At 73.5% G+C, this 23,307-nt stretch carries 22 protein-coding genes and 1 riboswitch; of the genes, 16 read left to right on the plus strand and 6 right to left on the minus strand.

What is annotated here, in order from left to right:
* The first annotated feature begins 10 nt into the window (after positions 1-10).
* From fmt to MHY49_RS06435, 7 genes are all read left to right on the plus strand, one after another.
* Entirely contained in the window at positions 11-1,015 is a 1,005-nt protein-coding gene (fmt, locus tag MHY49_RS06405) for a methionyl-tRNA formyltransferase (RefSeq protein WP_239203229.1), read from the plus strand.
* On the plus strand, positions 1,012-2,646 hold the full coding sequence (locus tag MHY49_RS06410) for an RsmB/NOP family class I SAM-dependent RNA methyltransferase (protein ID WP_239203230.1): 1,635 nt from the start codon (positions 1,012-1,014) through the stop codon (positions 2,644-2,646). Before fmt ends, MHY49_RS06410 begins: the two co-directional genes overlap by 4 nt.
* Positions 2,647-2,686: 40 nt before the next feature.
* Positions 2,687-3,364, plus strand: a complete 678-nt coding sequence (gene rpe, locus MHY49_RS06415) for a ribulose-phosphate 3-epimerase (protein WP_370646014.1) — start codon at positions 2,687-2,689, stop codon at positions 3,362-3,364.
* Positions 3,365-3,485: 121 nt separating this feature from the next.
* Positions 3,486-3,614, plus strand: a riboswitch (FMN riboswitch).
* Between the two features lie 90 nt (positions 3,615-3,704).
* Complete coding sequence (pnuC, locus tag MHY49_RS06420) at positions 3,705-4,412, plus strand: nicotinamide riboside transporter PnuC (RefSeq protein WP_228358433.1); 708 nt, start codon at positions 3,705-3,707, stop codon at positions 4,410-4,412.
* 77 nt (positions 4,413-4,489) lie between these two features.
* Entirely contained in the window at positions 4,490-4,753 is a 264-nt protein-coding gene (locus MHY49_RS06425; protein WP_152352942.1) for a phosphoribosyl-ATP diphosphatase, read from the plus strand.
* 71 nt (positions 4,754-4,824) lie between these two features.
* On the plus strand, positions 4,825-5,682 hold the full coding sequence (gene hisG / locus MHY49_RS06430; RefSeq protein WP_200500712.1) for an ATP phosphoribosyltransferase: 858 nt from the start codon (positions 4,825-4,827) through the stop codon (positions 5,680-5,682).
* Positions 5,683-5,686: 4 nt separating this feature from the next.
* Positions 5,687-6,145 carry a PH domain-containing protein gene (locus tag MHY49_RS06435; protein ID WP_239203232.1) on the plus strand — a complete coding sequence of 153 codons (459 nt, stop codon included), beginning with the start codon at positions 5,687-5,689 and terminating at the stop codon, positions 6,143-6,145.
* Between the two features lie 49 nt (positions 6,146-6,194).
* Here MHY49_RS06435 and MHY49_RS06440 read toward each other — a convergent pair whose 3' ends face one another.
* Positions 6,195-7,376, minus strand: a complete 1,182-nt coding sequence (locus MHY49_RS06440; protein ID WP_239203234.1) for a DUF3866 family protein — start codon at positions 7,374-7,376, stop codon at positions 6,195-6,197.
* A gap of 37 nt (positions 7,377-7,413) precedes the next feature.
* Between MHY49_RS06440 and MHY49_RS06445 the strand changes: the two genes are divergently transcribed.
* The 9 genes from MHY49_RS06445 (at position 7,414) to MHY49_RS06485 (ending at position 18,776) form a co-directional block, all read left to right on the plus strand.
* Entirely contained in the window at positions 7,414-9,444 is a 2,031-nt protein-coding gene (locus tag MHY49_RS06445) for a WYL domain-containing protein (RefSeq protein WP_239203235.1), read from the plus strand.
* 134 nt (positions 9,445-9,578) lie between these two features.
* Positions 9,579-9,935: a Sec-independent protein translocase subunit TatA gene (gene tatA, locus MHY49_RS06450; RefSeq protein WP_239203236.1), complete on the plus strand. Its 357-nt coding sequence runs from the start codon at positions 9,579-9,581 to the stop codon at positions 9,933-9,935.
* Positions 9,936-10,054: 119 nt separating this feature from the next.
* Entirely contained in the window at positions 10,055-10,996 is a 942-nt protein-coding gene (tatC, locus tag MHY49_RS06455; protein ID WP_228358437.1) for a twin-arginine translocase subunit TatC, read from the plus strand.
* A complete protein-coding gene (locus MHY49_RS06460) occupies positions 10,993-11,943 on the plus strand; it encodes a diacylglycerol kinase family protein (protein ID WP_239203237.1) in 951 nt (316 codons plus the stop codon). The genes tatC and MHY49_RS06460 overlap by 4 nt, the downstream gene beginning before the upstream one ends.
* A complete protein-coding gene (locus tag MHY49_RS06465) occupies positions 11,943-14,879 on the plus strand; it encodes an RNA helicase (RefSeq protein WP_239203238.1) in 2,937 nt (978 codons plus the stop codon). Before MHY49_RS06460 ends, MHY49_RS06465 begins: the two co-directional genes overlap by 1 nt.
* A 49-nt stretch (positions 14,880-14,928) precedes the next feature.
* Positions 14,929-15,696 carry a hypothetical protein gene (locus MHY49_RS06470; RefSeq protein WP_239203239.1) on the plus strand — a complete coding sequence of 256 codons (768 nt, stop codon included), beginning with the start codon at positions 14,929-14,931 and terminating at the stop codon, positions 15,694-15,696.
* Positions 15,696-17,360: an apolipoprotein N-acyltransferase gene (lnt, locus tag MHY49_RS06475; RefSeq protein WP_239203240.1), complete on the plus strand. Its 1,665-nt coding sequence runs from the start codon at positions 15,696-15,698 to the stop codon at positions 17,358-17,360. Before MHY49_RS06470 ends, lnt begins: the two co-directional genes overlap by 1 nt.
* A complete protein-coding gene (locus tag MHY49_RS06480; protein ID WP_239203241.1) occupies positions 17,357-18,142 on the plus strand; it encodes a polyprenol monophosphomannose synthase in 786 nt (261 codons plus the stop codon). The genes lnt and MHY49_RS06480 overlap by 4 nt, the downstream gene beginning before the upstream one ends.
* A 4-nt stretch (positions 18,143-18,146) precedes the next feature.
* Positions 18,147-18,776 (plus strand): FxsA family protein, encoded by a 630-nt coding sequence (locus tag MHY49_RS06485; protein ID WP_239203242.1) that lies wholly within the window; start codon positions 18,147-18,149, stop codon positions 18,774-18,776.
* Positions 18,777-18,896: 120 nt separating this feature from the next.
* On the opposite strand, the gene MHY49_RS06490 is transcribed toward MHY49_RS06485, so the two are convergent.
* The 5 genes from MHY49_RS06490 to MHY49_RS06510 all read right to left on the minus strand — a co-directional run bounded on the left by MHY49_RS06490 (position 18,897) and on the right by MHY49_RS06510 (position 23,220).
* A complete protein-coding gene (locus MHY49_RS06490; RefSeq protein ID WP_200500702.1) occupies positions 18,897-19,247 on the minus strand; it encodes an RNA polymerase-binding protein RbpA in 351 nt (116 codons plus the stop codon).
* A 110-nt stretch (positions 19,248-19,357) separates the two neighbouring features.
* Positions 19,358-20,179 (minus strand): glycerophosphodiester phosphodiesterase family protein, encoded by an 822-nt coding sequence (locus MHY49_RS06495; protein ID WP_239203243.1) that lies wholly within the window; start codon positions 20,177-20,179, stop codon positions 19,358-19,360.
* Entirely contained in the window at positions 20,151-21,083 is a 933-nt protein-coding gene (locus tag MHY49_RS06500) for an SURF1 family protein (RefSeq protein WP_228358446.1), read from the minus strand. The genes MHY49_RS06495 and MHY49_RS06500 overlap by 29 nt, the downstream gene beginning before the upstream one ends.
* Positions 21,080-21,601: a hypothetical protein gene (locus tag MHY49_RS06505; protein WP_239203244.1), complete on the minus strand. Its 522-nt coding sequence runs from the start codon at positions 21,599-21,601 to the stop codon at positions 21,080-21,082. Before MHY49_RS06505 ends, MHY49_RS06500 begins: the two co-directional genes overlap by 4 nt.
* A complete protein-coding gene (locus MHY49_RS06510) occupies positions 21,598-23,220 on the minus strand; it encodes a hypothetical protein (RefSeq protein ID WP_239203245.1) in 1,623 nt (540 codons plus the stop codon). The genes MHY49_RS06505 and MHY49_RS06510 overlap by 4 nt, the downstream gene beginning before the upstream one ends.
* Positions 23,221-23,307: the final 87 nt, after the last annotated feature.

Below are 23,307 nucleotides of genomic sequence, written 5' to 3' on the forward strand. Positions count from 1 at the left end.
ATGGCTGATCATGCGCATCCTCTTCGCCGGCACCCCTGAGGTCGCCGTCCCCTCGTTCCGCGCGCTCCTCGACTCGCCCCACGAGGTCGTCGCCGTGCTCACCCGCCCCGACGCCCGCTCGGGGCGCGGCCGGGCCCTGCGGCCGAGCCCCGTCCGCGTCCTCGCCGAGGAGGAGGGCGTCCCCGTCCTCACCCCGGACTCGCTGCGCGGGGAGGACGTCCTCTCGCAGCTGCGCTCCCTGGACGTCGAGGCGGCGGCGGTCGTCGCCTACGGGAACCTGGTCCCCCCTGCCGCGCTCGCGATCCCTCCGCACGGCTGGGTGAACCTGCACTTCTCGCTCCTCCCCGCCTGGCGCGGAGCAGCCCCCGCCCAGCGCGCGGTGCTCGCCGGGCAGGAGAGCACCGGCATGACCACCTTCCTGCTCGAGAAGGGCATGGACACCGGCCCCGTGCTCGCAACCCGGGACGTCGCCATCGACCCCTTCGAGACCGCCGGATCCCTCCTGGACCGGATGGCGGTCGACGGCGCTCCGCTCCTGCTGGAGACCCTCGACGCCCTCGCCGACGGCACCGCGCGCCCGGTCCCGCAGGACGACGAGGGCGCGACCCGGGCGGCGAAGCTCACGCCCGCCGAGGCGGAGCTCGACCTCGGCCTGCCCGCTCCCGAGGTCTCCGCCCGCATCCGCGGGATGAGCCCGCACCCCGGCGCGTGGACCACCTGGGAGGGGCAGCGGATGAAGGTGTTGGGCGTCGAGCCCGTGCGCTCCGAGGCCCCGCCCCTGCCCCCCGGCCGCCTGCACGCCACGCGCACGCAGCTGCTGATCGGCACCGGCAGCGAACCCCTCGCCCTCGCCCGGATCGCGCCCGCCGGCCGGCGCCCCATGCGCGCGGCCGACTGGGCCCGCGGCGCCGGCCTCACCGAGGACTCCTCCTTCGGCGCCGCCGACCGCTGCGCCGACGATCCCGCCGACAGCCCCGCAGACCGTCCCGCCGACGAGCAGGAGACCACCCGATGAACGCGCACCAGGACCAGGGACGGGGCCGGCCCGACCATCGCGACCGGCGTGACCACGGCGATCGCAGGGATGACCGTCGCGAGGGCCGACACGGTGCCGGCCGCGACGCCAAGGGCCGCGAGCGCTCCGGGTCCCGCGGTCGGGGAGGCCCGCGCCGCGGGTGGTCCCAGGAGCGCCCGTCCGAGCGCCGTCGCAGCACCACGAGCTCCCGCACCGTCGCCTACGACGCCCTGCGCGCCGTCCACGAGGACGACGCCTACGCGAACCTCACCCTCCCGCATCAGCTGCGCCGCGCCCGCCTGCACGGCCGCGACGCCGCGTTCACGACCGAGCTGTTCTACGGCACCCTGCGCGCTCAGGGCCGCCTGGACGCGATCCTCGCGCTGTGCATCGACCGTCCTCTCGACGACGTCGAGGAGGCGGTGCGCGACGTGCTGCGGCTCGGCGCGTACCAGCTGCTGGACATGGGCGTCGCCCCGCACGCCGCGACCTCCGAGACCGTGGCCCTCGCCCGCTCCCGGGTGGGCGCGGGCGCCGCGAGCTTCGTCAACGCCGTGCTGCGCCGGGTGGGGGAGAAGGACCTGCCGACCTGGGTCGCCGAGGCCGCCCCGGACCGTGAGCAGGACGAGATCGGGCACCTGGCCGTCGCCCATTCGCATCCCGCATGGATGGTGCGCGCCCTCTCCGACGCCCTGGCCGCCCACGGCCGCGACCGCTCGGAGATCGACGACCTGCTCGCCGCGCAGAACGCCGCGCCCTCGGTCTCCCTCGTCATGCGCCCGGGCCTCACCGACCCCGAGGAGCTCGCCGCCGCGGGCGCCGAGCCCGGCCGCCTCAGCGTCTTCGCCGCCTCCTGGCCGGGCGGCGACCCGGGCGGGGCCGCGCCGGTCGCCGAGGGGCGCGCCGCCGTGCAGGACGAGGGCTCCCAGCTGATGGCCCTCGCCCTCGGACTCGGCGCCGACGACCTCGTGGAGGGGCCCGACCACCACTGGCTCGATCTCTGCTCGGGACCCGGCGGCAAGACGGCCCTGCTCGCGGGGCTCGCCCTCGAGCGCGACGCCGACCTCCTCGCCATCGAGCTGCAGCCCCACCGCGTCGACCTCGTGCGCCGCGCGATCTCGACGCTCGTCGCGGCCGGGGCCGAGACCGAGGTCCGCGAGGGCGACGGCACGAGGATCGGCGCCGAGATGCCCGGTCGCTTCTCGCGCGTGCTGGCCGACGTGCCGTGCACCGGCATGGGAGCGCTCCGCCGTCGGCCGGAGTCCCGCTGGCGCCGCAGCCCCGGGGACGTCGGCGCGATGGGCCGGACGCAGCGGGACCTGCTGTCCAGCGCCCTGGACGCGGCCGGGCCCGGGGGAGTGATCGCCTACGTGACCTGCTCGCCGCACGTCGCCGAGACCCTGCTCGTGGTCAAGGACGTGCTGCGCCGCCGCGACGACGTCGAGCAGCTCGACGCCCGCCCCGCCGTCCGCGCGGGGCTGCTGCCCGAGGCGCTCGAGGGGACGGAGCTCGGCGAGGGCCCGAGCGTGCAGCTGTGGCCGCACGTGCACGGCACCGACGCGATGTTCCTCGCCCTCCTGCGCCGCCTGCCCGAGACCTCTGAGTCGGCCCAGACCCCTGAGCCCGCCTGACCACTGAGCCCGCCGTCACCCCCGAGGAGAGGACGCCCCCGTGACCTACTCGACCGATTCCGCCTTCATCCACCCCAGCATCCTCAACGCCGACTTCATGCGCATCGGCGAGGAGCTCGATCGCATCGCGAGCGCCGACAGCGTGCACGTCGACATCATGGACGGCCACTTCGTCCCCAACATCACCTTCGGCGTGGACATGGTCTCCCAGATCGTCCGCCACGGCCCGATCCCGGTGGACGCCCACCTCATGATCGAGGACGCCGACCGCGAAGCCCCCGCCTACGCCGAGGCCGGAGCCGATTCGGTGACCTTCCACCTCGAGGCCGCGAGCGCCCCCATCCGCCTGGCCCGCGAGCTGCGGGCGAAGAGCGCCCGCGCCGGGGTCGCCCTGCGCCCGGCGACTCCCGTCGAGCCGCTGCTGGACATCATCGGCGAGTTCGACATGCTCCTGCTGATGACCGTCGAGCCCGGCTTCGGCGGCCAGAGCTTCCTGGAGACCATGCTCGCGAAGATCCGCCGTGCCCGGACGGCGATCAGCGATGCGCACCTGGAGGTCTCGATCCAGGTCGACGGGGGAGTGAACCGCGAGACGATCGAGCGCTGCGCGGAGGCGGGGGCCAACGTCTTCGTCGCCGGCTCCGCCATCTACCGCGCCCAGGACGCGGCCGCCGAGATCGACGCGCTGCGCACGCTGGCGAGCGGCCACGCCCACTGAGCTCCGCACGTCGCTGCGCACCCGGCGTTCCGACGCCGACGCGTGAACGCGGATGTCCTCCGGGCCACACCGGAACCCGTCGTGACCTGCGAACGGGCTAGAGTCTCCTCGTCACCACGGTGACGTGCTCCGGGGTCGGTGGAAATCCGAGCCGGCGGTCATAGTCCGCGACCCGTCCTGCCCGCGCAGGACGGTGGAGCCGGTGGAACTCCGGCACCGACAGTCACAGCCTGGATGAGAGGCGCACGTCCTGCATGCCGCGGCCCGGCGCATCCGGGCGCGCGCCCGGCTGCCGGACTCCGCTCCCCGCGCTCGTCGCCCCGAGCGGAAGGCAGTGGTCATGGGAGTCATCGAGTGGCTCTTCAACGCGAAGATCGAATTCGCCGGAGGGCAGTTCCTGCTCTGGCGCGAGGTCGTGGGCAACGTGTTCGGCCTCCTCAGCGCCCTCGGCGGCATGCGCCGCAAGGTCTGGGCGTGGCCCATCGGCATCATCGGCAACCTGCTGCTGCTCACCGTGTTCCTCGGCACCGTGTTCGGCACACCGAACCCCGTCGACCTCCTGGGCCAGGCCGGCAGACAGGTGATGTTCATCGTCACCAGCATCTACGGCTGGTGGCGCTGGCACTCCGCGCGCACCGGCGGGGGCACCGCCGTCGAGCCCCGCTGGGCCGGATGGGGCACCCGCGCCCTGCTCGTCGTGGTCCTCGTCGGCGGCACCGCCGCCCTCACCCCGCTGTTCCGCGCGCTCGGGTCCTACGAGCCCGTCTGGGCCGACGCCTGGATCTTCATGGGCAGCCTCCTGGCGACCTTCGGCATGGCCAAGGGCTGGGTCGAGTTCTGGCTGATCTGGGTCGCGGTCGACGTGGTGGGCGTGCCCCTGCTGTTCTCCGCCGGCTACTACGCGAGCGGGCTCATGTACGTCTTCTACGGGCTGTTCACGCTCACCGGGTTCTTCGTCTGGTGGCGGGTGCGGACCCGGGAGGACCGCGCCGTGACCGTCGAGACCGCGCACCTGGATCCGACCGTCGGCCGACGTCCCCGTCCATGACCACACACCCGTGACCGCACCCCGCCTCCGCTGAGATGGCGCGCCCCGACTCGGCCGACGACCGATACCCTGGTCCCGTGAAGGATTTCGAGTCGCTGCACGCCGAGCTGACCCAGAAGGCCGCCGATCGCCCCGAGGGGTCCGGCACGGTCGCCGAGCTGGACGCCGGCGTGCATGCCATCGGCAAGAAGATCGTCGAGGAGGCCGCCGAGGTCTGGATGGCCTGCGAGCACGAGTCGCACGAGGCCGCCGCCGAGGAGATCTCCCAGCTCCTCTACCACCTCCAGGTGATGATGATCGCCAAGGACATCACGCTCGAGGACGTCTACCGACATCTGTGAGGGTCTGCCCCCGCTGATCCGTCCCGCAGACCGTCCCGTCCTCCCGCCGCCCCTCCGCCGAAGGGAATCCCGTGCTCCGCATCGCCGTGCCCAACAAGGGCGCCCTGTCCGAACCCGCCGCCGCCCTGCTCTCCGAGGCGGGCTACCGCCGCCGCGGCACCGCCAAGGAGCTCGTCCTGGTCGACGAGCCCAACAACGTCGAGCTGTTCTTCCTGCGCCCCCGCGACATCGCGGTGTACGTCGGATCGGGGACGGTGGACGTCGGCATCACCGGGCAGGACATGCTCGCCGACTCCCGCACCGCGGCCGAGGTCATCCTGCCCCTGGGCTTCGCGCACTCCACCTTCCGCTTCGCCGCCCAGGCGGGCGAGGAGCGCGACCTCGGGGGACTCGCGGGCGCGCGCATCGCGACCTCGTACGAGAACCTCGTCGAGGACCACCTCGCCGAGCACGGCGTGGAGGCCACGGTCGTCCACCTCGACGGCGCCGTGGAGAGCTCGATCCGCCTGGGCGTCGCCGACGTCATCGCGGACGTGGTCGAGACCGGGACCACGCTGCGACAGGCCGGGCTCTCCGTCTTCGGCGACCCCATCATGACCAGCCAGGCCGTGCTCTTCTCCCGTCCCGAGCTCACGCTGGACGACGACGCCGCGCACACCCTCGAGGTGCTCGTGCGCCGGGTCCGCGGCGTCCTCGTCGCGCGGGAGTACGTGCTCATCGACTACGACATCCCCACCGAGAAGCTCGAGGGCGCGGTCGCTGTCACCCCGGGCTTCGAGGCGCCCACGGTGTCCGAGCTGCACCGCAGCGGATGGTCCGCCGTGCGCTCGATGGTCGCGGTCTCCGAGACCAACCAGGTCATGGACGCGCTGTACGAGGCGGGCGCTCGCGCGATCCTCGTCACCGCGATCCAGGCCTGCCGGATGTGAGCGCATGAGCATCAGCGCGCCCGACGGGCCCGGCGGCACGGTCGTCCTGCGGCCGCGGGTGACCCGCGTCGTCGCCTACGTGATCGGCTCCGTGGTGATGCTCGCCGCGATCGCCCTCTCCCTGCTCACCCACTTCGGCTTCGCGGACACCGTCGGCTTCCTCGCCTTCGGCCTGGCCGTGCTCTGGTTCTGCCACCGGGAGGGCTCCGTGCGCGCGACCGCGCACGCCGATCGCCTCGTGGTCCGGAACCTCATGGCCACCCGCGAGCTCGAGTGGGCGGAGATCATCGGCGTGGTCTTCCCTCCCGGGGACCCCTGGGCGAAGCTCGATCTGGCCGACGGCGACACGCTCTCGGTGATGGCCGTGCAGCGCACCGACGGCGACCGCGGGATGACGGCGGCGCGCCGCCTCGCCGGCATGATCGCCGAGCGCTCGGGGGCCGAGGGCTCCGCGAACGCCTGATCCTCCCGGCGCGCCCGACCGCGCGCTCCGGCGCGCCGGCGGCATCGCCTCAGCGGCCAGCGGGGTCCGCGAGCCGGGCCGCGTGGCGGCCGGCGGCGGCCGCGAAGAGGAAGGGCCACGGGTCCTCCTCCATCCCGCGTCCCATCGTCCGCAGGCCGACGGGGGAGTCGTCGAGCGCCTCGCGCAGGCCCGCCCGCGGGACGTCCACGATCCGGTGCCCGACCCCTCGCGAGAGAGCGGGCTCAACCACACTCCTTTCCAGCTGTTGCCTCACGTACTGCGTGAAAGCACTGTCCTCGCGATCAGGGTCAGGGCCGGCTTCCGCGGCGAGCACAGGGACGTCGGCCGCGGCCAGCGCTGCCCGCCCCAGCAGAGTCAGACTGTGATGGGAGACGCCGTGGTGGCGGGAGCGGGCGTCGGCCCCGGAGACCCGAAGCGCGGCGACGGGCCGACCGCCCAGCACCGAGGTGGCATGGAGCCCCTCGGCGGCCTGGATCCCGGAGAAGCCCCAGGCGGTGCCGGTCCCGAGGTTCCCCGGACCCTGCGCGAGCACCACCACGTCGGCCTCGCAGACGGCCTTCGCGCCGAGCAGGGCGGTGTGCACGGTCACGGCCTCGAGATCTCCGCCGAAGGCCTGGCCGGCGCTAATGCAGGCGACGAGGTCCCCGGTCTCGCGCAGGCGTGCGACCGTGCGCGAATAGGCGGCGGGGAGCGCCGCGCCGTCGCTCATCACGTAGACGATCCGGGCCTCCGGCGCCTCCGCGCGCACACCGGCGACGATCGCGGGCAGGGCGGAGTGGAGGTCCGCGAGCACCACGGGCATGCCGCCCAGGTCGTCCGTGCCCTCGAGGGCCGCGCGGTGCGGCGAGCCGGGATCGTCGAGCGCGTCGACGAGGGTCTGCATCGGGGTGTAGCGGGCCTTGACCATGTGACCGATCGGCTGCTGCGCCTGCGGGAGCTCGCCGGCGCGGGCGACCACGAGCGCCTGCCCGCCGGTGCCGAGCCCGCGCCGCAGCGCGTTGGCGTTCAGCAGCACGTCCTCGCCCTCGGCGATCTCTCCCACGAGCTCGGGATAGGACAGCGCCGGCACGGTGCTCGGCCCGTCCGTCGACGTCCCTCCCTCGCGGCCCTCCGGTCCCTCCGGCCCATCGGTCCGGGCGACCCGGAGCATCTGGACGCCCCGCCAGGGCGCGCTCACCTCGAGGACACGCCCTCGCTCCCACTGCAGCATGCGGCCAGCGTAGCGAGTGTGCGGATACGGTGGTGCGGTGGCTGCGCGAGGTGTGGAACGACTGCTCAACGTCATCATGACCATCGGGTCACGGTCCCGGATCGACCGTGCCCAGCTGTTCGACGTCATCCCCGACTACGCGAACGCCGAGAGCGCGGACGCGGCGGAGAAGATGTTCGAGCGCGACAAGGCCGCGATCCTCGAGCTCGGGCTGCCCCTGGTCTCGGAGCGGGACCCGTGGGACGAGTCGCGCGTGCTCTATCGGATCGCCGGCGGCGAGGGCGGCGCCCTGGACGTGACGCCCGAGGAGTACACGGTGCTCCTGGCCGCGAGCCGCGCCTGGGACGACGCCGCCGCCGGGGGAGCGGCGCGCCGCGTGCGCGCGAAGCTGCTGAGCCTGGGCATCGAGGCCGATCCCGACCTGCTGCGCCGCACGCCCCGCGGAGCGCTCGAATCGCTGCCCGTGCTCACGCCGCTGCTCGAGGCCGTCACCCAGCGCCGACGGGTCGTCTTCTCCTACCGCACGGCCGACGGGCGCCTGGCCGAGCGCACGGTGGAGCCGTGGGTCGTCGCGGTTCACGAGGGGCGCTGGTACCTGTGGGGCCACGACACGGACCGGGACGCCCCGCGGCTGTTCCGCGCCTCCCGCATCGAGACCTATCCCCGGGTGAAGGGCCGGGCGAGCGCAGAGCGGCCCGCCCACACCTCGATCGAGGAGGCCCTGCACCGCTCCGACTCCGCGAGCGAGCAGTCTGCGGCCCGCCTGGCGGTCGAGCCCTTCAAGGCGCTCGCGCTGCGCGACCGCCTCGGCGCACCGCTCGACGCGCCCGAGCTCGTGCTGCCCGAGGCCGCCCGCACCCAGGTGCGGCGCCTCGTCCTCGCCGAGTCCCGCTGGATCGCCCTGAGGGAGCCCGCGTCCTGGCGCCGCGAGCTCGCAGGGATCTTCACGCAGATCGCCCGCAGCCACGAGGGGGCACCAGATCTGGACGCCCTGGAGCGCGCGAAGGTGCGCACCGGTCCGCGCATCCGCGTGAGCGCGAGCGGCACCGACCACCTCTCGCGGCTCATCGGGGAGGCCTCCTACGTGCTCAGCCGCGGCGAGGTCGAGCTCGAGCAGGTCGCCGAGGAGTTCGCCGTCTCGACCGAGCAGATCATCGAGGACCTCCAGGTGCTGTTCGTGTGCGGGGACCTCGGCACCGGCTGGGAGGACCTCATCGAGGCCGAATGGGACTCCGGAGTCGTGCGCGTGCGCAACGCCGACGCCCTGCGCCGGCCGCTGCAGCTCAGCGTTCCCGAGACCACCGCCCTGCTCGCGGGCCTGGCGACCCTCGATCCCGCCGCCGGTTCGGAGGCGGCGCTCGTCGAGTCGGCTCGCCGCAAGCTCTCGGCCCACCTGGGGGAGGGCGACGGGATCCCGGACGACGCCCCCGTCGGACCCGACGCCTCCGGCGTGCCCGCCGTCCCCGCCCCGCCGCAGGATCCCTCCGCCCCCGGGGCCGACCGTCGCACCGCGGTGCTCGATGCCGTGCAGGACGCGATCGGCGCGCAGGAGCCCCTGGTCATCCGCTACTCGCCTCCCGCCGCGCCCGGCACGACAGTGCGCCGCGTCCATCCCCTCGAGCTGCTCACCGTCGGCTCCCGCACCTACGTGCGCGCCGACTGCGAGCTCGCGGGACAGGAGCGCCGCTTCCGCCTCGATCGGATCGTGGAGATCCTCGACGAGGACGCGCCCCTCTCCGTGCCCCGGACCGCGAGCACGGCCCAGGATCCCGCCCCCTCCGCGGTCCCCGCCACGGGCAGCGGCCGGGTCGACGGAGGCGTCTGGCTGCGCGTGGAGGCCGGCGGCCTCTGGATCGCGGAGGCCTTCGAGGCCGACGAGATCCGGGACCTCGACGGGGGCAGCGTCTACGCCCGGCTCGGTCACCCCGTGCGGGCGGCCCTCGTGGACGCGGTCATCGAGGCGGCCGGCGCCGCCGAGGTGCTCTCGCCGCGCGAGGTGAGAGATGAGATCGTGACCATTTCCTGGGGCGGTGCTGAGCGTCACGCCGACGGGCAGTCGGTAGGCTGATCCCTCGAGCGTGCGCAGCGCCCCCGGCGGCGTCGCCGCGGACTGCGCGTCCCCGCTCCACGGACTCCATACAGTCCCGCTGTGGGACGATACTGAGGCCGCCTCCCGCCGCGGCCCCGACGAAAGGAAAGACCATGGGTGCGATCAAGCCCTGGCACATCATCATCCTCGTCCTGGTGGTGCTGCTTCTGTTCGGTGCGGGCAAGCTCCCGAGCCTGGCCCGCAACGTGGGCAAGTCGATGCGCATCTTCAAGAGCGAGGTCGACGAGCTGCGCGGGGACGAGTCCGAGGACGAGCAGGACGAGGAGCCCCGCGACCGCCGCGACCGCTCGAGCCGCGATCGTCGGGACGAGCGGGATGCTCGCGACACCCGCGACGGGCGGGACGAGCGCTCCGGCCGCGATGACCGCGCCTACGATCCGCGCGACGAGCGCGATCGCGACACCGTGCGCGCGCAGGACCGGCCCGAGGACGATTACCGTCGCGACTGAGCTCCTGCTCTCCTCGCTGTCTCCCGCGGCTCCCGTCCCCAGTGCGCGAGCCCGCATGATCTGACGGGTCCGGGCGTCCCAGGCGCCCGGACCCTCGATGCCGGAAGGACGAATCGCCCGTGGCGCAGAACCAGACCTCCGACGAGGCCGCCGAGCCCGCGAAGGCTCGCCGGGGCCGCGGCTCGTCGAAGTCGTCGACGAAGAAGAGGCGTCGTCGCGATCCCGAGGGCCGCATGGCCCTCAACGAGCACCTCATCGAGCTGCGCAACCGGCTGGTGGTCTGCGCGGTCGCGATCCTGCTCCTCTCCGTCGTCGGCTGGTTCGCCTTCGATTTCGTGTATTCGTTCCTGCAGCGGCCGTTCAACGCGGCGAAGGTGCTGAACCCGAACCTCGACGCGCGGATCAGCTACACGAAGGCCGGCGACTTCCTGAGCACGAAGCTCCAGATCTCGGCGTACATCGGCCTGATCCTCTCCGCCCCCGTGGTGATCTACGAGATCTGGATGTTCCTGGTCCCGGGTCTGCACAAGACGGAGCGCCGCTACGCGATCGGCTTCTTCGGCTCCGCGATCCCGCTGTTCTTCATCGGCTGCGTGGCCGGCTACTGGATCATGGACAAGGCGATCCCGATCCTCCTGAGCTTCGCCCCGAACAGCGAGGCCGTCACCGCCAACCTGAACTTCGGCGACTACCTCAAGCTGTTCATCAAGACGATGCTGGCCTTCGGCGTCGCCTTCGACCTGCCCGTCGTCCTCGTGCTGCTGAACTTCCTCGGGATCCTCTCGGGCCGCAGCATGCTCAAGGCCTGGCGCTGGGTGGTCTTCCTGTGCTTCGCCTTCACCGCTGTCATGGTGCCCACGCCCGATCCGTTCACGATGATCGGGATGACCCTGCCGATGGTGGCCCTCTACTTCGCCGCCGTCGCCGTCAGCTTCTGGAACGACAGACGCCGCCGGAAGGCCGAGGGCGCCGAGCTCGACGACGAGCAGGCGAGCAGCATCGACGACGCCCCCGAGGCGATCGACGGGCCGTCGTCCCTCGACGAGGACGACGACCGGTGAGCCGCCTGCGGATCGGATTGCTGACGAATCCGTCCGCCGCCCACGGCGCCGCCCAGCGCACGGGGCGCCAGGTCGCCCACCTCCTGCGGATCGCCGGCATCTCCGTCGTCGAGCTCACCGCGTCCAGCGCGGCCGTCGCCCGCGCCCGCGCCATGGAGATCCGCGAGACCCTCACGGCGCTCGTGGTCGTGGGCGGGGACGGCACGGTCGCTCTCGGGGCCCAGATCGTCGCGAACACCGCGGTGCGCCTCGGCGTCGTCCCCGCGGGGAGCGGCAACGACTTCGCACGCGCCCTGGGTCTCGATGAGACCGACGTCGAGGCGTCCGTGCGCAACCTCCTGCACGCGCTCTCGCGGCCCGTGGTGACGATCGACGCCATCGAGCTGCGGGCCGATGTCGAGGACGGCCATCCGGCCGGCGCCCCGTCGATCGCCGTGGGCAACGTGTCACTCGGCTTCGACGCGCTCGTCAACGCGCGCGCGAACTCCTCGCGGCTCTCGCCGCGCCTGCGCTACACGGGCGCCGTCATGCGCGAGCTGGCCTCGTTCCGGCCCTACCCGTACTGGATCGAGGTCGACGGAGGCCCCCGGGAGGAGATCGACGCGAGCCTGGTGACCCTGTGCAGCACGGGGATCTTCGGCGGCGGGATGCGCCTGGTGCCCGACGCCCGCGTCGACGACGGCCTGCTCGATCTCGCGGTCGTCTCCGGCCTCGGCCGCGGCGGGCTCGTGCGCTTCTTCCCGCGGGTCTTCCGCGGCACCCACACGGACCTCTCCGTCTTCTCGGTGCGGCAGGTCCGCGAGATCCGGCTGGGTCTGCGGGAGCCGATGCTCCTGCGCGCCTTCGCGGACGGCGAGCCGCGCAGCCAGCTCCCCGTGCGCGCCCGGGTCCTCCCGGGGGCGGTGCGCATCCTCGCCGACCTCTCCCACATGGACGGGAGGGAATGATGACCTCGCCCTCGGAGGCCTACGCCCGGTTCCGCGCGGAGCAGCGGCGCCAGGGGACCGAGCTCGCCGTCTTCCGCGAGCGATTCGACTTCGCCCTCGACCCCTTCCAGGTCGACGGCTGCGAGGCCCTCGAGCACGGCGACTCCGTCCTCGTGGCGGCGCCCACGGGCGCCGGCAAGACCATCGTCGGCGAGTTCGCGATCCATCTCGCCCTCTCCCAGGGGCGCAAGGTGTTCTACACGACGCCGATCAAGGCGCTGTCGAACCAGAAGCACGACGAGCTGCGCGCGTGGCTCGGCCACGAGAGGGTCGGCCTGCTCACCGGGGACGTGAGCCTCCACCCCGAGGCCGACGTGGTCGTCATGACCACCGAGGTGCTGCGCAACATGCTCTACGCGGGCTCGCCGCTGCTCGACGGCCTCGGCTTCGTCGTGATGGACGAGGTCCATTACCTCGCGGACCGGCTGCGCGGCCCGGTCTGGGAGGAGGTCATCATCCACCTCGACCGCTCCGTGCAGCTCGTCGCCCTCTCGGCCACCGTCTCGAACGCCGAGGAGTTCGGGACCTGGTTGCAGGAGGTGCGCGGGAGCACGGCGATCATCGTCTCGGAGACCCGCCCCGTGCCGCTGTGGCAGCACGTGCTCGTGGGGACCGAGCTCATGGACCTCTTCGTCGACGAGGACGGCGAGAGGGTGGTCTCCCACGGCCCGGGAGCACGCGGCCGCAGCGAGATCAACCCCGACCTCGAGCAGGTGTCCTCGCTCTCGGCCCCGATCGACGGTCGGCGCGGGGGAGCACGCGGCGGCCCCGGCGGTCAGGGAGGACGCGGCGGCAGGGGACACGGAGGCCGCGGGCGCAGCGACCGCCGCGGCACCCGCGGACGCCACCGCCCGCGCGGCCACGACCGGCACGGCGGGGACGGCCGTCATGGCGGGGACAGGCACCGCGGCAGCAGCCGCGGCGAGACAGGCCACGCCCCGCACCTGCCGCGGCCGCCCCGGCAGTCGGAGATCGTCGCGATCCTGGACGACGAGGGCCTGCTGCCGGCGATCTTCTTCATCTTCTCGCGCGCCGGCTGCGACGCCTCCGTGCGCCGACTCGACCAGTCGCGCGTGCGCCTGACCACCGACGCCGAGCGGGCGCGCATCCGCGCGTTCCTCGACGAGCGCCTGTCCGTGATCGGCGCCGAGGACGAGCAGGTCCTGCACCTGGCCCAGTTCCGCCGCGCCGCCGAGAACGGCTTCGCCGCCCACCACGCCGGCATGCTCCCGCTGCTCAAGGCCTGCGTCGAGGACCTCTTCGAGGAGGCCCTGATCAAGGTCGTCTTCGCCACCGAGACGCTCGCGCTCGGCATCAACATGCCCGCGCGCTCCGTCGTCCTGGACAAGCTCACGAAGTTCAACGGCGTCGAGCACGCCGATCTCACGCCGGGGGAGTTCACGCAGCTCACCGGGCGGGCGGGCCGCCGCGGCATCGACGTCGAGGGCCACGCGATCGTCGTCGCCGGCCCCGGGTTCGACGCCTCCGCGGTGGCCTCCCTCGCCTCCCGGCGCACCTTCCCGCTGCGCTCGGCCTTCCACCCGACGGCGAACATGGCCGTGAACCTGCTGAGCCGCTTCGATCTCGAGCAGGCCCGCGAGACCCTCGAGATGAGCTTCGCCCAGTTCCAGAGCGACCGCAGCGTCGTGGGCCTCGCCCGCCGCGCCCGCGAGCTCGAGGACACCGTCTCCTCCTACCGCGAGGCGGCGGTCTGCGAGCGCGGCGACCTGGACGAGTACGCGGAGATCCGTCGCCGCATCACCGAGCGCGAGAAGACCCTGTCCCAGCGCCGCTCCGCGGGCGACCGCGATCGCACCCTGAAGGCGCTGCGCGCGCTGCGGCGCGGAGAGGTGATCGCCCTCCCGGGCGGCCGGCGCCAGGGGTACGCGGTCGTGCTCGACGTGGACCGCGAGGTCCTGGGCGGTCCGCAGGTCGACGTGCTCACGACGGAGGGCCGCGCCCGCAGCCTCCGTCCCGGGGACGTGCCCAGCCCTCCTGCCGTGATCGACACCCTGCGCCTGCCGCGGCCCGACCGCATGGGCTCGGCGAAGGTCCGCAAGGACACCGCCGCCGCCCTGCGCGAGCGCCTGGCCGGGCACGATCACGACGCGCGCGCAGAGGTCCGTCGTCTCGCCGGGCGCACTCCGTCGACCGCCGCCGAGGATCCCGAGCTCATCGAGCTGCGCGAGCGGATGCGCGCCCACCCCTGCCACACCTGCCCCGAGCTCGAGGCCCACGAGCGGTGGCTGCAGCGCCTCGGCCGCGCCGAGAAGGACCTCGCCTCCGTGCAGCGGCGCATCGAGGGCCGCACCTCGTCGCTGGCCCGCCAGTTCGATCGCCTGATCGCCCTGCTCACCGAGCTCGGGCACCTCGCCGAGGATCCCGACGGCGCCCTGCGGCCGACGGAGCGCGGTCTGCGCCTGCGCCGACTGTTCTCCGACCGCGACCTCCTGGTCGCCGAGTGCCTCGAGCGCGGCGCCTGGGACGACCTGCGCCCGGCGGAGCTCGCGGCGATGGTCTCCGCCTGCACCTACGAGGCACGGCGCGACTCCCCGCAGGCGCCCGAGCTGCCTCCCGGCGCCCGCTTCGACGCGGCCCTGGCCGCGACCGAGCGCGTGGCGAAGGACCTGCGCTCCGCCGAGGAGCGCCACGGCGTCGACCCGACGGCGGCGCCCGATCCCGCGATCAGCGCGATCATGCACCGCTGGGCGAGCGGCGAGCACCTCGCCGCCGCCCTCCAGGACGCGGATCTCACCCCGGGGGACTTCGTCCGCCACTGCCGCCAGGTGGTGGATCTGCTCGAGCAGCTCACCGACTCGCCGCACGTCTCCCTCTCAGCCAGGGATGCCATAGTCGGCGTGCGCCGCGGACTCGTCGCCCAGGAGATGGAGCGATGACCACCACGAGCACCCCTCTCTCACCACGTCCGCAAGGAGGACCCCGGTCATGACCGCGCCCGGCACCGATGCCCCGTCGACCTCCGCGCAGGACGATGTGCTCTTCACCGGCGTCGTCGTCTACTCCACGCAGGATCCGGAGGCCTCCGCCGTCCTCGTCTCCGGGGGAGTGGTGGCCTGGATCGGGCCGACGGAGACCGCCGAGGGACTCCACCCCGGTGCGCGCCGCATCGACGCGACCGGCTGCCTGCTCACGCCCGGATTCGTCGACTGCCTGCCCACGGCCGACGGCGCCGCCGTCGACGACGCCTGGCGCGCGTCCGCGGCCTCCCGCGGCATCACCGGAGCGGCCCCCGGGAGCGCGGGGATCCGCGAGGGCATGCGCGTGCTGAGCCCCGTCGCCGAGCCGCTGCCCCTCAAGGACCTCAGCGCGCAGGGCGTCCCGCTCGCCTTCGGCTCGCTCGGGGCCGAGGACGCCCTGGACCCGTGGAGCTGGGTGCGCGCCGCCGCCCACGGCGGGGATCCCGCCCAGCGCATCAGCGACCGGGCGGCGTTCCTCGCCTCCACGCGCGCGGGACTGCGACTGCTGGACGTGCCCCATCCCGGCGCTCTGAACCTCGGCGTCGAGGCGACGCTCGTGGTGTGGGAGCCCTGGGACTTCACCGTCCATTCCTCGGACATCCGCACCAATGCGTGGTCCGTCGACCCCCGCTCGCGCACCCCCATGCTCCCCGACCTCACCGAGGGCGCACCGCGGGCGCTGCGCACGCTCGTGCGCGGGGAGATCGTCCACGACGTGCCGGGGGCCCTCGGCTGATGACACGGACCACGAGCGGTGCCCGCGGCGCCCACCCGGCGGTGCGGCGCGGAGTGCGCACCCCGCGCGACCAGGTGGCGCCCACGCCCGTGCTCGCGGCGCTCGTGCTGGGGGTCCTCGGCGGCGTCGGCGCCCTCGCCGCCTTCCCGCCCCACGACCTGTGGATGCTGCTGCCCTTCGCGATCGCGGCCCTGAACGCGTGCGTGCTCACGCGGCGCTGGCACGTCGCGGCCCTGGCCTCCCTGCTCTGGGGCCTGGCCTTCTTCGTCCCCCTCACCATCTGGGCGAAGACCTACGCCGGCTCCGCCCCGTGGCTCGCCCTCGGCGCCTTCGAGGCCCTCTACATCGTCGTCTACGGGCTCGCCGCGCGCGCCGTGCTCGTGCGCCGCGGCATCGGCCTCGGCTCCGGGATCGTGCTGGCCGCTCTCTGGGTGGCCGTCGAGACCCTGCGCTCGACCTTCCCCTGGGGCGGACTGTCCTGGGGCTCGGTCGCCTTCGCCCTCAGCGACTCGCCGCTGCTGAACCTCGGCCCGTGGATCGGCACCGCGGGCCTGTCCTTCGTGGTCGCCCTGCTCGGGCAGTTCCTGTGCGGGGGAGCGCTCGCCCTGCTGGGACGGCGCCATCGCGGCGTGCGAGGGCTCAGCGGGGTGTGGCCGATGGCGACCGTCGTCGGCGTCGTCATCGGCACCATGGTGGTCCCGCTGCCCAAGAACCCCGCCCCGTCGGACGACGGCTCGATGACCGTCGCGGGCGTCCAGGGCAACGTGCCTCCCATCGACCCGGAGAGCCTCGCCATGCCCTCCGAGATCTTCCCGAACCAGCTCACGGCGACGTCCGACGCCGTCCGGCAGGTGCGCGAGGACGGCGGGCAGCTCGACCTCGTGGTCTGGCCCGAGGACTCCACCGGCTGGGACCCGCGCGCGGACGCCTCCCGCGGCCAGGCGATCACCGCCGCCGCGCAGGACGCCCAGGCGCCGATCATCGTCGGCACCCAGACCCCCACGGACGACGGCGGCCGGTACAACAATTCCCTGCTGTGGACCACGGACGGCACCGTCGCCGGCGTCTACGCCAAGCGCCATCCCGTGCCCTTCGGCGAGTACATCCCCTACCGCTCGTTCTTCCGCACCCTGAGCGACAAGGTCGACCTCGTCTCCTCCGACATGAAGGCGGGCACGCAGCCGGGCGTCTTCGACGTCGACGGCCACGGCGTGGGCGTGCTCATCTGCTTCGAGATCGCCTACCAGAACCTCGTGGACGACGTCGTGGACGACGGCGCCCAGATGATCGTCGTGCAGTCCAACAACGCCCTGTTCGGCGACTCCGACGAGGCGATCCAGCAGGTCGCCGAGGCGAAGGTGTTCGCGGTCGTCAGCGGCCGCAGCGTCGTGCACGTCTCGACCGTCGGCCAGAGCGCGATCTTCACCCCCGAGGGCCGCACCCTGGACTACCAGGACCACTGGACGCAGGGATCGGTGATCGGCGAGGTGCCGCTGCGCACCGGGATCACGCCCGCCGTCGCGGCCGGCCGCTGGCCCGAGATCGTGCTCTCCGCCCTCGCGGTCGCCGGGCTCCTGTTCGCGGGCGCCGGCGGACGCCGGGCCGTCGCCCCCGCGGTCCGTCGGCGGGACCGGGCCGCCGCCCGCGGCGGGGGCTCCCGATGAGCCCCCGCGTCCTCGTCGTCATCCCGACCTACGACGAGCGCGAGACGCTCCCCTCGACCCTCGCGCGCCTGCGCGCGGCGGTCCCGGACGCGCACGTGCTCGTGGTCGACGACGCCTCCCCGGACGGCACCGGCGAGCTCGCCGAGTCCCTCGCGCAGGACGATCCGCAGGTCGACGTCCTCCACCGCGCGGGCAAGGAGGGCCTCGGCCCCGCCTACCTCGCGGGCTTCCGCTGGGGGCTCGAGCGCGGCACCGAGGTGCTCGTGGAGATGGACGCCGACGCCTCCCACCGTCCCGAGCAGCTCCCGCGCCTCCTCGACGCGGTCGAGGGCGGGGCGGACCTCGCGATCGGCTCGCGCTGGGTGCCGGGCGGACGCGTCCACGACTGGCCGCTGCGGCGCCTGCTGCTCTCGCGCGCCGCGAACGTCTACGCGCGCCTCGCCCTGGGTCTGCGGGTGCACGACGCCACCGCGGGCTTCCGCGCCTATCGCGCCCCGCTCGCGCGGGTCCTGGTCGACGCCGGGCCGGCGTCCCAGGGCTACTGCTTCCAGGTCGACATGACGCGGCGCTCCGCCGCGCGCGGGGCCGTCGTCCGCGAGGTCCCGATCGACTTCGACGAGCGCACCGAGGGCGCCAGCAAGATGAGCTCGGCGATCGTGCGCGAGGCGCTCGTGCGGGTCACCTGGTGGGGAGTGCAGCGACGCTCCCAGCAGCTCCTCACCCTGCTCCGATACCCTGGACGCCACGCATCACGTGAGAGTTCGCTCCCGTCCGGCAGGTGATCCCATGAGCTCCACCTTCTCGTCTCCCAGCAGTTCCTCGTCCAGCGGCCGCTCGTCCAGCGAGGCCTCGTCCGCCGGCTCGTCGACCGGCGCATCGCAGGGCCGTCCGCCGTCGGGCCGGCGCTCCCGGCTCGCCCCGCTGCTGCCCTACGCGGCGCTCGCGCTGGGCATCGTGGAGATCGCGCTGCTGATCCTCATCGGCGTGAAGTCCTCGCTGTGGTGGTCGCTGCTCATCATCGTCGTCGGCTGGATCGTGGGCGTCGCCCTGCTGATCGCGGCGGGCCAGCAGTCCTTCTCCCGCGCACGCTCCCTGTGGCGGGCCCTGCGCGGCACGGGGGACGTGCAGAAGCACCTCAGCCGCCCGGCGTTCACGGTGCTGGCCGCCGCCTGCTTCTTCTTCCCGGGCATCCTCACGGACATCGTCGGGATCATCCTTCTGCTGACGCCCGTCCAGCGCCGCACGGTCGAGGGGCTGGGCCTCTCCGGCGGCGGCGACGCCGCGCATCGCGTCCTCTTCCGGCGCAGCTCGGGAGGGGTGATCGACGGCGAGATCGTGGTGACGCCGCAGAAGCCCTCCGGCGGCTCCTCGTCGGGCCAGTCACCGGACGGCCCGCCGCTGATCACCCAGGACTGAGGTGCCGCAGCGCCGCACCGCACAGGAGAAGGGCCCCGCAGCCGTCGATGACGGTCGCGGGGCCCTTCTCATGCGGTGCCGGCTGGGCGGTCGCAGCCGCCGGGCGCGCAGGCCCGTGGGTCAGAGGTTCCGGCGCTGGTGCAGCTTGCCGGCGTGCAGGAGGTCGAGGCGCTGGTCGAGGAGCACCTGCAGGTCCTCCTCGCTGCGGCGCTCGAGGAGCATGTCCCAGTGGGTGCGCTGGGGCTTGCCCGGCTTCTCCTCGGGCTTCTCGTGGTCGCGCAGGACGGCGGTGTTGCCGCAGCGGCACTCCCAGATCGCCGGGACGTCGGCCTCGACGGAGAAGGGGAGGATGATCGTGTGGCCGTTGGGGCAGTCGTAGACGGCCTCCTGGCGCGGGGCGGCGAGGACGTTCTCGTCGGTCTCCATGCTGAAGGATCCGAGGCGGGTTCCTCGCAGGCTGCGGCTGTTCATCCGATGGTGCCTTCCTGACGGTTCCGGGGGCGGCGGTCGTGCGCGCACTGCGGCGCGACAGTGACCAGAACGTCCCGTGCGCACGGAACATTCCCGAGCCGCGGCGTGGGTCACATCACGTCGCCGGCCGGCGGCTCCGTCCCGTCGAGCAGGGCGCTCAGGCGATCGACGCGGTTGGTGATGATGCCGTCGACGCCGATCGCGAGCAGGTCCCGCATCTGCGCAGTCCCGTCGATCGTCCACACCTGCACCTCGCAGCCGGCGCGGTGGGCGGCGGCGACGTTCGCGGGGGTGACGATGCGCAGCACCGACTGGGAGACGGGCACCTGCAGGGCGCCGTAGGGGCGCAGCAGGGCGCGCAGCGCGGGATCCGGCAGCTCGAGCGCCCGGGCGAGGACGAAGCCCGCGATCACCTCCCGCGACGGGCTGCGCACAGGAGTCACCCCGGTCGCGCCCCGCACCGCGCGCACGGCGTGCGAGGCGACGGAGTCGCGGAAGCTCGTCACGCACACGCGCCCCGCGGCGCCGGTGCGGGCGATCGCCTCGACCGCGGGGCCGACGGCCGCCTCGTCCTTGACGTCGATGTTCACCGGGACGTCCGGGAAGCTCCCGAGCACGTCCTCGAGGCGGGCGAGCGGCTCCTCCCCGGCCACCCGGATGCCCTCGAGGTCGCTCTCGTGCAGGGCATCGATGCTCCGGGGGTCGCCCGCGATGCGCGTGAGGTCGGCGTCGTGCACGGCGAGGGCGAGCCCGTCGGCCGTGGCCCGGGTGTCGGTCTCGAGCATGTCGGCGCCGGCGTCGAGCGCGTCGGAGAACGCGCGCAGCGTGTTCTCCGCGCCGTCGAGCGCGAGCCCGCGGTGGGCGATGCGCCGCGGCCGCGGCCCGGGCAGGAACCGTCCGTGCTCAGCGGCGTCCGTGGTCCAGGAGCTCATCCTCTTCCTCCTCGTCCTGTGTGCGCGGGCGCGCCCTGCGCAGCTCGGCGGAGGCGGCGCGCGGGGCGACGGGCGCGGCCTCCCGTGTCGTCTCCGCACTCCCGCTCCGGGTCCCGTCCGTCGCCTCGTCGTCGGCCTCCCCGCCGTCCTCGTCGAGGATCTGGCGGCGCGTGCGCACCACGAGTGCGATGGGGAAGAAGGCCGCGAACAGCCACCACTGCACGGCGTAGGAGAGGTGCGGGCCGAGGCTCGTGTCGGGCTCCTCGAGGACGTGCGGCATCGGGCTGACCGACGGGTCCTCCGAGACCAGCTCGCCGAAGGCCCCCGTGTAGACGCTGCCGCCGAGATCGGGGAGCTCGGGCGCGATCGCGCTGGGGGTGACGGTCTGGACCTGGCCCGGGGGATTCCGCCGGTTCGCCAGGGTCGGCTCGACCACGCGCATGCGCACCACGATGGTGGTGCGGCCCTCGGGCACGGGCGGTTGGCTCGCGGGCGTGGACGAGGTCTCGGCCCCGTCCACCCACCCGCGCACGACGAGCAGCGTGCCCTGGTCGGTCGTGAAGGGGACGAGCTGCCAGAAGCCCACGGAGTCCGAGAGCGGGCGGTTGCGCACCCACAGCAGGCAGTCGGGCTCGGTGCAGTACTTGCCGGTCAGCTCGACCTGCTTCCAGCGGTCGGAGGAGGCCAGCGGCGTGCCGGGGGAGGGGAGCACCTGGTCCAGACCCACGGGCGAGGCGCTGTAGTTGGTCTCGATGACGTCGGCGTTCTCGCGCTTGCCCTCGAAGCGGTGCCACTGCCAGAAGCCGAGGCCGATGCAGACGGCGGCGGCGAGGACGACGCCGAGCACGGCGCCCAGGGCGTCGCGGGTGCAGAGGCGACGCAGGATCTTCAGGGCCATTCTCATGCGGCGGTCGTGACCTCGGCGAGGGACGTCGGGGCCGTGGGGGCGGCCGGCGCGGCGGACAGGGACGACGCAGGCAGGGACGTCGCGGGCAGGGAATCGGTCGCGTACTGCATGAGCTGCACGAAGAGCACCGCGGTGCCGGCGGCGATCAGCAGTCCGACCACGGTCGCCACGATCGTCATGCCCAGGCGCAGGCGGGGCCGTGCGCGGCGCTCGGCCGGCTCCGGGAAGCCGTAGTCCTCGTGCTCGAGCTGGTTCTCCGACCAGATCCCGGGGTTCATGACGGTCACGGGGTAGCTGGGGATGCGGCGACGCACGCGGGAGCCGCTCGCGGGGACGTCCTCGGACAGGAGCAGAGGGCCGTCCTCGGCGCCCCCGGCCCGCGTCCGGTCCATCCAGACCCGCCAGCCGGCGGGGACCCGGCCCCAGCGGGGGTCGGGGCGCCACCCCTCCGGCGGGAGCCAGCCGTCCTCGGGCGGCTCCGGCCAGTGGGGTGGCGGATTGAAGGACGAGGTCACTTCTTGATGTCCCAGCTGTAGGTGTCGCTTCCGGAGTCCATGACGAGCTTGTTGCCGCCCGCGCGCTTCACCGCGAAGAGCATCGTCATGGAGTACTCGTCCCCTTCGGAGAACTCGTACGGGCTGTTGCCCTCGATCCCGGAGTTCTTGAGTGAGTAGGTGTTCGAGTCGGACTGGACCTTCCCGCCGTACGGGGTCTCCACGGAGTAGTCCCAGTTCGCCCAGTCCATCGTGCCCTCGGTGACCTCGAGATGGGTGGTCACCACGAGGTACGGGCCGTACTTCGCGTCATCGATCTCATACTTCGCGTCCAGGTCCTCGGCGTTCTTCCACTCCATGGACACCTGGACCTTGCCCTTGCCCTCGGGGCCGACGACGTCGATCTCCTTCGCCGACGGGTCGACGGTGGGCAGCACGGACGGGGTGACGGTGGGCTCGGCGTCCTCGCTCGCGGACTCGGACTGCGAGGGATCCTCGGAGGTCGCGTCCTGGCTGGTGGTCGCGCCGGCCGAGGGGCTCGGATCGTCCGAGCCGCCGAGCGCGCGGACCGCGAAGATGCCTGCGAGGACGACCACGATCGCGAGCACGACCAGCACGATGCAGCCGATCCACCAGAAGCGCGCGATGACGCCCTTCTTCGCGGGCTCCGCGGCGCTCGGCACCGTGGACCACTGGGCCTGCGGATCGCTCGCGGGGCCCGGATCCGGCGATCCGTAGGTTCCGGCCGACGCGGGCCCGTAGGCCGGCGACCCCTGGCCCTGAGCCGCGCCGCCCTGGTCGTACGCCGGCGCGGCCTGGGAGCCGTATCCCTGCTCGCCGTACCCCTGGGCCTCGTACCCCTGGCCCTGCTGACCCTGAGCGCCATAACCCTGAGCGCCGTAGCCCTGAGCCTGCTGGTCCTGACCGTAGCCCTGCGCGGGCGACGCCTGGCCGTATCCCTGCGTGTCCTGACCGTAGCCCTGCGCAGGTGATCCCTGGCCGTACCCCTGATCCGCCGGGTCCTGGGCGCCATAGGCCTGCGCCGCCGGGGAGGCCTGCCCGTCCTGGACGGCCTCCCCGTACGCGGGGGCGGCCGGCGGCTGCGGGCCTTCCGCGGCTCCCGACTGCTCGGTGGCGGGGGCCTGAGTCCCGGGCACAGAGGGCGCGAAGGGCTCTCCGGCGTCCGCCGGGGCCTGATCAGCCGCGTCGTTCTCGCGCTCGGCGCTCTCGTACGGCGCCGAGCTGGCGAGCGCGGCCGAGGTCTCCTCCTCGCTCGGACCCGTGTACACGGCGGTCTCGGGGGACGACGCGGCCTCGGGCTCCGTGCCCGCAGTCCTGTCGGCGCCCTGCTCCGGGGCAGCATCCTGCTCCGGTACGGCGCCCTGCTCCGGATCCGCGCCCCGCTCCGTCGAGAGGTCCGACGCGGACGACGTGCCCGAGACCCGCGTCGCGTCGTCGTCGAGCGCGGACTGCTCCGGGGCGTCCTCACCGGTCGGGGTCTGCGGCGCATCGTCGGCGACCCAGAAGTTCCAGCCCTCGGGAGCCGGCCCCCAGGCGGGGTCGGGCTGCCATCCCGGCGGCGGCGTCCAGCCCTCCTCGTCGATCGGCCAGTTCGGCGGGGGGTTGAAGCGGTAAGCCATCAGGGAGGAACCTTCCGGAAGGGATGCTGTACGTCCTGCCGGGACCGCGTGTGGCGGATCCCCGTGCACTGGTCCCTACGTATGCTA

Source organism: Brachybacterium sp. ACRRE, assembly GCF_022346485.1.
Classification (GTDB): domain Bacteria; phylum Actinomycetota; class Actinomycetes; order Actinomycetales; family Dermabacteraceae; genus Brachybacterium; species Brachybacterium halotolerans.

Bases quoted from the DNA above. Each gene is read 5' to 3' on its own strand.
- MHY49_RS06480 (WP_239203241.1), top strand. From the start codon at position 17,357: ATGAGCCCCCGCGTCCTCGTCGTCATCCCGACCTACGACGAGCGCGAG.
- pnuC (WP_228358433.1), top strand. From the start codon at position 3,705: ATGGGAGTCATCGAGTGGCTCTTCAACGCGAAGATCGAATTCGCCGGA.
- lnt (WP_239203240.1), top strand. From the start codon at position 15,696: ATGACACGGACCACGAGCGGTGCCCGCGGCGCCCACCCGGCGGTGCGG.
- tatA (WP_239203236.1), top strand. From the start codon at position 9,579: ATGGGTGCGATCAAGCCCTGGCACATCATCATCCTCGTCCTGGTGGTG.
- MHY49_RS06495 (WP_239203243.1), bottom strand. From the start codon at position 20,179: ATGAGCTCCTGGACCACGGACGCCGCTGAGCACGGACGGTTCCTGCCC.
- MHY49_RS06470 (WP_239203239.1), top strand. From the start codon at position 14,929: ATGACCGCGCCCGGCACCGATGCCCCGTCGACCTCCGCGCAGGACGAT.
- fmt (WP_239203229.1), top strand. From the start codon at position 11: ATGCGCATCCTCTTCGCCGGCACCCCTGAGGTCGCCGTCCCCTCGTTC.
- MHY49_RS06440 (WP_239203234.1), bottom strand. From the start codon at position 7,376: ATGCTGCAGTGGGAGCGAGGGCGTGTCCTCGAGGTGAGCGCGCCCTGG.
- MHY49_RS06485 (WP_239203242.1), top strand. From the start codon at position 18,147: ATGAGCTCCACCTTCTCGTCTCCCAGCAGTTCCTCGTCCAGCGGCCGC.
- MHY49_RS06490 (WP_200500702.1), bottom strand. From the start codon at position 19,247: ATGAACAGCCGCAGCCTGCGAGGAACCCGCCTCGGATCCTTCAGCATG.
- MHY49_RS06510 (WP_239203245.1), bottom strand. From the start codon at position 23,220: ATGGCTTACCGCTTCAACCCCCCGCCGAACTGGCCGATCGACGAGGAG.
- MHY49_RS06435 (WP_239203232.1), top strand. From the start codon at position 5,687: ATGAGCATCAGCGCGCCCGACGGGCCCGGCGGCACGGTCGTCCTGCGG.
- MHY49_RS06410 (WP_239203230.1), top strand. From the start codon at position 1,012: ATGAACGCGCACCAGGACCAGGGACGGGGCCGGCCCGACCATCGCGAC.
- MHY49_RS06500 (WP_228358446.1), bottom strand. From the start codon at position 21,083: ATGAGAATGGCCCTGAAGATCCTGCGTCGCCTCTGCACCCGCGACGCC.
- MHY49_RS06465 (WP_239203238.1), top strand. From the start codon at position 11,943: ATGACCTCGCCCTCGGAGGCCTACGCCCGGTTCCGCGCGGAGCAGCGG.